The organism is Litchfieldella qijiaojingensis (genome assembly GCF_014651875.1).
Lineage (GTDB): Bacteria > Pseudomonadota > Gammaproteobacteria > Pseudomonadales > Halomonadaceae > Litchfieldella > Litchfieldella qijiaojingensis.
Genome location: NZ_BMXS01000049.1, coordinates 1 through 5,587 on the forward strand (window position 1 = coordinate 1; position 5,587 = coordinate 5,587).

Below are 5,587 nucleotides of genomic sequence, written 5' to 3' on the forward strand. Positions count from 1 at the left end.
GCTGTTGGTTGCGCCGTAGCTCTCGACTGATGGTGGAGGGGGCACGTTCCAACAGGCGAGCGATCTGTCGCATGCTCATGCCTTGCGCATGGCTGACCTGGATCGTGGCGCGTTCTTCGATGCTGAGCTCAGAATAGGACATGGATACAACACCTTACCGGAATGGTCAGGTGTTGCACTCAGTTTCTGCGGCCAAGCTTTCTCTGGCGGCTTTCCACTCCGAATTGGACAAGAAAAACACATGGTCCATGACCCGTTGTCCGGTAGGGTTTTGCGGTCCGGGTGTCGGGTAACCATGTTGCAGATTGTTGCTTGAGGCTGCCGTTCCCATAGTACCTCCTTATGTTAAGGTTACTTCCATTTACCGGCGTTTACTCTTATTTGAAAGAAAATCGGGAAAACCACCGGAGTGTGCAACAAGGAGCATAGGTGAGATCTCTCTGATATGCCAACAGCTATTAGTGTCGAGCATGAATCATTCTTTAATTCGGTTTTTGCAGGCAGAGAAATCAGCTCTCAAATTTCACGCATTGTGGCCACCCTGCCATGGCGTTCTGGTCGTAATGGTAGGGCCTGAGATTGGTTAGGCAGGTTCCTCCCGGCGTTTTCAATTACCAGTAGGAAGTACCTTGGGTCGCGGTTCAGTCTGGTACCACCGCTCCCATCGTCTAGCCAATTCGTACCTCTGTTCCGGGTTGATAGTGACAGTTCCGTCAGATCCCATCTCAACATTTAGCCCATTCCACATTGGGAATGCTTGATACTCAATTCCTGAAATCTGAGTCAGCAACACATGCGCATTCACGAACAAGTCCTCGTCGGAAAGAGCACCGATGAGGTCACGCATGGCCTTTTCCTTGAGTTCGAGTATGGCCTCGGAATTGCCCTCTACAAAAACTGGCATGAGACCACCATCCGTACCTTCCCACTCGATGCGTATGCTTGTGAGATAGTAGTGAACCGTATTCATCTCTCGCCTCCAGGTCTCTTTCTCTTGATGACTTCACGAAAAAGTCGCGGTCATACAATAGACCAGCAAAGAGACAAGCCATTCATATAAAGGCAGCCCGGTCAGATCAGGGCCTTACCCTCCTTCTGATATTTGTCGGATTTCCATTTACTATTTCCCATATGACTTCCACGACCGTGCCGTCTGGATAGGTATAAGGAATCGTAACCTCAAGTGTCGTTGCATTTATTTGTCGGAACGTGGCCGCTCCCCTCGTACCTCCTACCGCGCGGGACTCGGCTGCAACGCCTTGTGGGTGAGCAACAGGGAATGCTTCCCCATGAACCTGTTTACGATGCTGTTCAGCAATCTCATGTGCTAACAGAGCTCCACCAGTTCCTCCTTGCCCTAAACCCAGTTGTTCTTGACTGCCGAAGGCTGCGACGTCATCAAGATCCACTTTCCCTTGAGGGAAAGAGCCAACAAATACCCGACGATCACTAGCCCTGGTCGTAGTTGAGCCATGTATAAATTCTATCGTCGTCGTATCAGCATCGTTGATGACGGTTCTGAGAACACTTATGAGTTCTTGCGCTTCTGGCGTTGGAGGACCTTGTACATCTGTCTCGCGCAGCGTTACTACACCCGCGGATGACACTACTATTTCATATTGCACAGCAATAATTGAATTTGCCAACGCCGCAAAGCCGGACGCATCACCCGTTGCAATCAGTTTTCTTTGAACCCTATGTGATGGGGCTTTTGACAAGGACGCTGCTGGCGTATGAGGCCTGGTATGTCCGGGGATCCGGGTCTGTTGAACCACGTGAGCAAGTTCGTGGGCCAGCAGATGCCTACCCTCTCGTGTCGAAGGTTGATATTCACCAGAGGCGAAGGTTATGTGTTCGCCTACGGTATAGGCGCGTGCTCCGAGTCTGCGAGCCGACTCATTTGCTGATCGATCTGAGTGGACTCGAACGTTAGCGAAACTGTGACCGAAACGAGTCTCGAAGAATCGTCGAGCCTCAGAATCGAGAGTATTTCCTCCGCTCGAATCGTGGGCGGACTCCATGTTACGTGAAACGATATCCTGTTGATCTGGTTGATTCGGTTGCCTGAGCGACATCACTTGCTCTGCTACCCGATCAGCTTCTTGCTCGTAGCGGTCCCCAGGTTCATTCATTGTCGGGTTCTCACTTGCGGAGTTCGGCCGGCGATGCATTGGAATCCGACTAACGTTCTGCCTGAAGCCCAAAGGCTCTTGCACAGGAGAGCTTGTATCTGCGTTCTGCTTCTGGTCCTTCAGAATCCACAGCACGGCTGGATTACCGATTGTCCTTTGTGGCATCAAGATACCAGAAGTTGTAAATCCTCGATCAGGTTGCGTTAATTTAGGCTTTGTACGAAAAGTAGCTTATGCTAATTTAACCTATGCCGCAGCAGCATAGGTGAAGTATGGCAGGACGCTACGAGCTATCCGACCATAGCTGGTCGCTGATCAAGGATATCGTCTCTCCACCCCAGGAGATGGGCCGGCCAAGGCGGGATGATCGCCAGGTATTGAACGGCATCTTCTGGGTCTTGTGCTCGGGAGCCAAATGGCGCGACTTGCCAGAGCGCTATGGCCCTTGGAGCACGGTGTATGCCCGATTCCGTCAGTGGCGCGATGACGGCACCTTCGATGCGGTGCTGGCACGCCTCCAGCTCAAGCTTCGCGAGGATGGCCTGATGGATCTGGACACCTGGATGATCGATTCCACGGCCGTTCGTGCGACTCGAGCCGCCTCGGGAGGCGGTAAAAAGGGGGAGCGGACGAACCGGTAGACCATGCACTGGGCCGCAGCCGGGGCGGCTTGACCACCAAGATTCATCTGGTCTGCGACCGACATGGATGGCCGCTGACCTTTACCTTATCGCCGGGCCAAGACGCCGACACTCGTCATTTTATTCCCACGATGGAAACGATCCATCTGCCGGGCAGCGTGGGCCGGCCCCGAAAGCGTTGCCGCCACATCGTGGCAGACAAGGGCTACGACAGTGATGACTTACGCCGCTACTGCGATCGACACCGGATGAAGCCGATCATCGCGCAGCGCAAGATGCACCGAAAACCTCGTCCTGGGCTACCCCGAGGATTCGACAAGCCCAAGTATCGGGAGCGCAATGTGATCGAGCGCGGCTTTGGCTGGCTCAAGGAACTACGGCGAATCGCCACGCGCTATGACAAGCTGGCCCGTAGCTTTCACGCCATGGTATGCCTGGCTTGCATAGACCGTTGCCTACGAGCTGACTTTTCGTACAGAACCTAGGCCGCGAAAGGTACGAGGAGTGCCCCTTTTCTGCAGTACTCCGATTCACAACTTGCTTGAACATTTTCCTACCTCCCGTTTCTTTGAATTGTCTAACGAGGCTGTAGAAAAACCCAATTTCCAGATCCTTCCTATCGACTCATTTTACCAGCCTGTCGACCGATCCAATGTTAGGCGTTTAGTGTCACCAATCGTTTACCAGCGGAATCCGGGTAGCAGGACAGTAACAAGGCATCGGTCAACCGTTGCCAGGGGATCAGGACCTCCATCTGGGCCAGGGTACGCTACCGCCGGGCAGTGCCATGCAGGACACAACCATTTCTGGCAGTCGCAGGCCATAGGATGGCTCAATTTGGAGACGGTAGAGCTGCGCATAGAAATGATCATTTACACTCAGCTTACTAACTAATGCTCCGTTTTGCGTAATCAAATGCTGAGGAAAAAGTCGCAGGGGTTTGGTACTGAGCTAGCCTTTCAGCACGGCTCGGCGCCCGATGACCGGATCCCTCCTGTCTGCAGCGACTGCCTATGCTGGCACCCAGCATACTGCCGGTCAGCGCGACAAGGCCGTCCCGGGTGCTGTTTCTCTTGTCGATCTGTCCGACAACCGCAAGCTGATGAGATGAGAGGCAATCTCTGATATACAAGGGCTGCCACTCCAAGCCTTAGAAATCGAGAGAGATGAATCAAAAATCCCTTTCCACTATCCCCGCCAGCGCCCTTATCCGACAAGGTGGAAAGGTATGCTTTTATCGCCTGGTAAGCACTGCTCCCTTGCTGATACAGGTACGGTCGGGCACCAAGCGGGTGATTGCTGTAGAAGGTCGAACCGATTTTGGCGCATCGGGCTATGGCGGCGCTTGTCCGCCGGTTGGTCACGGCGACCATCATTACCAGTTTACGGTATACGCGCTTTCCGAAGACAAGCTCTCACTCGACGACAATGCGCCAGCGGCTATGGTCGGCTACTTTGTCCGGGCTAGTGCGCTGGATCAGGCAACCATTGAGGTTACCTACAGCCGCTGATACCAGCTCTGAAGAAAACCCCTGATGCCGGTCAGTCACGCCAACTGATTGGCACTCTCCCTTCCGATGGCAGTGCGGGCTAACGCAACTGACTATCCTTGCTGCCTCTGCGGTTATAGACAGACTCGGCTTTATCGTTTTGCTCACGTTCGGCCTGACATCGAATACACAGGCGAACGCCAGGCATCGCCAAGCGCCGCGCTTCCGGGATGGGCACATCGCACTCCTCGCAATGGGTCAGGCTCTCACCCTTGGGGATACGACTCTGCGCTTGCTGCACGGCGGACTCCACCGTTGCGTCTATCTGATCTTGTACCGCGCCATCCTGCGCCCAGCCACTTGCCATTGAGCGACCTCTATTACATTCAACAAACTGTAACTCTACGCCTACTCCGCAGGATGAAACATACCTGATCGCGACACCCTGCACAGGCTTATGCATGCCTACAAACGCCAGATGCGCGAGTCTCCCCAATGGTTGAGCCATCTTGTAACGGAATCGCATCTTACCTGAAGGATGTGCTGGCCCGGCTGCCGACGCAGAAGGCCAGCCACATCCACGAACTCCTGCCTCAGCACTGGCAGAACAGCAACTGATCATCGACAAGAGGTGATCACCATTTGCTTATGATCAGTGATTCATGTATTAGCAATATTGCCAGAATAAGGTGGTTGCTACCTGCATTGACCGCCAAGTGCCGTTTCGTCGGTGGGCGGGAGCAAGGGGAACTAAACGAGAACCATTTTAAAAATGCGGCTTTGGTGCACGCAGGGGGCATGCCATGTTCAAGAAGCTGAAAGTCTCTCAGCAACTCTCGTTATTGGTGGGGATATTCTCGATCGCCTTGGTAGGGATCGGGGTCTTTGGGCTATATGGGACGAGCGCTACCCTGCAGAGTCTCAAGACCGTCTATGAGGATCGGGTGGTACCACTACGCCAACTCTCGACTATCGCCGATGCATACGCCGTCAATATCGTCGATACCTCACATAAGGTGAACAACGGCAATATCGGCTGGGCCGAGGCCGGTCGCAACGTGGCCGAGGCACGCGAGACCATCCGGCACACCTGGGAGGCCTATCTGGCGACCTTCCTGGTCGAGGAGGAGCAGCGTATCGTCGCCGAACTGAGGCCGCTATTGCAGAGCGCCGATGCCGCGGTGGATCGCCTCCAGACCATCCTGCGCCAGGAAGATGCCGCGGCCTTGGAGGGCTTCATCGTCGATGAGCTTTACCAGCGCATCGATCCGGTCTCCGAGGCCTTCGGTCGACTGAAGGAGGTGCAGCTCGACGTGGCCGAGAC

At 54.3% G+C, this 5,587-nt stretch carries 7 protein-coding genes and 1 pseudogene; 3 read left to right on the plus strand and 5 right to left on the minus strand.

Annotated elements, in window-relative coordinates; genetic code table 11:
* The 4 genes and pseudogenes from IE093_RS22000 to IE093_RS22970 all read right to left on the minus strand — a co-directional run.
* The coding region (locus tag IE093_RS22000) for a helix-turn-helix domain-containing protein (protein ID WP_189473050.1) at positions 1-142 on the minus strand (142 nt) is incomplete at its 3' end.
* Positions 143-607: 465 nt separating this feature from the next.
* A complete protein-coding gene (locus IE093_RS22005) occupies positions 608-970 on the minus strand; it encodes a hypothetical protein (RefSeq protein ID WP_189473051.1) in 363 nt (120 codons plus the stop codon).
* 106 nt (positions 971-1,076) lie between these two features.
* The gene (locus IE093_RS22585) at positions 1,077-1,718 is read right to left on the minus strand and encodes a hypothetical protein (RefSeq protein ID WP_229803894.1); all 642 of its coding nucleotides are present in this window, start codon (positions 1,716-1,718) and stop codon (positions 1,077-1,079) included.
* A 51-nt stretch (positions 1,719-1,769) separates the two neighbouring features.
* Positions 1,770-2,297, minus strand: a pseudogene (locus IE093_RS22970) (eCIS core domain-containing protein); the annotation flags it as partial.
* Positions 2,298-2,404: 107 nt separating this feature from the next.
* Here IE093_RS22970 and IE093_RS22015 point away from each other — a divergent pair.
* A protein-coding gene (locus IE093_RS22015; RefSeq protein ID WP_189473053.1) for an IS5 family transposase occupies positions 2,405-3,258 on the plus strand; the annotation gives its coding sequence in 2 pieces (ribosomal slippage) (positions 2,405-2,747 and positions 2,747-3,258; 855 coding nt in all).
* A 681-nt stretch (positions 3,259-3,939) separates the two neighbouring features.
* On the plus strand, positions 3,940-4,284 hold the full coding sequence (locus IE093_RS22020; RefSeq protein WP_229803896.1) for a YbhB/YbcL family Raf kinase inhibitor-like protein: 345 nt from the start codon (positions 3,940-3,942) through the stop codon (positions 4,282-4,284).
* A gap of 79 nt (positions 4,285-4,363) precedes the next feature.
* On the opposite strand, the gene IE093_RS22025 is transcribed toward IE093_RS22020, so the two are convergent.
* Positions 4,364-4,630: a DksA/TraR family C4-type zinc finger protein gene (locus IE093_RS22025; protein WP_189473054.1), complete on the minus strand. Its 267-nt coding sequence runs from the start codon at positions 4,628-4,630 to the stop codon at positions 4,364-4,366.
* A gap of 436 nt (positions 4,631-5,066) precedes the next feature.
* On the opposite strand from IE093_RS22025, the gene IE093_RS22030 reads away from it, so the two are divergent.
* The coding region (locus IE093_RS22030; RefSeq protein WP_189473055.1) for a Tar ligand binding domain-containing protein at positions 5,067-5,587 on the plus strand (521 nt) is incomplete at its 3' end.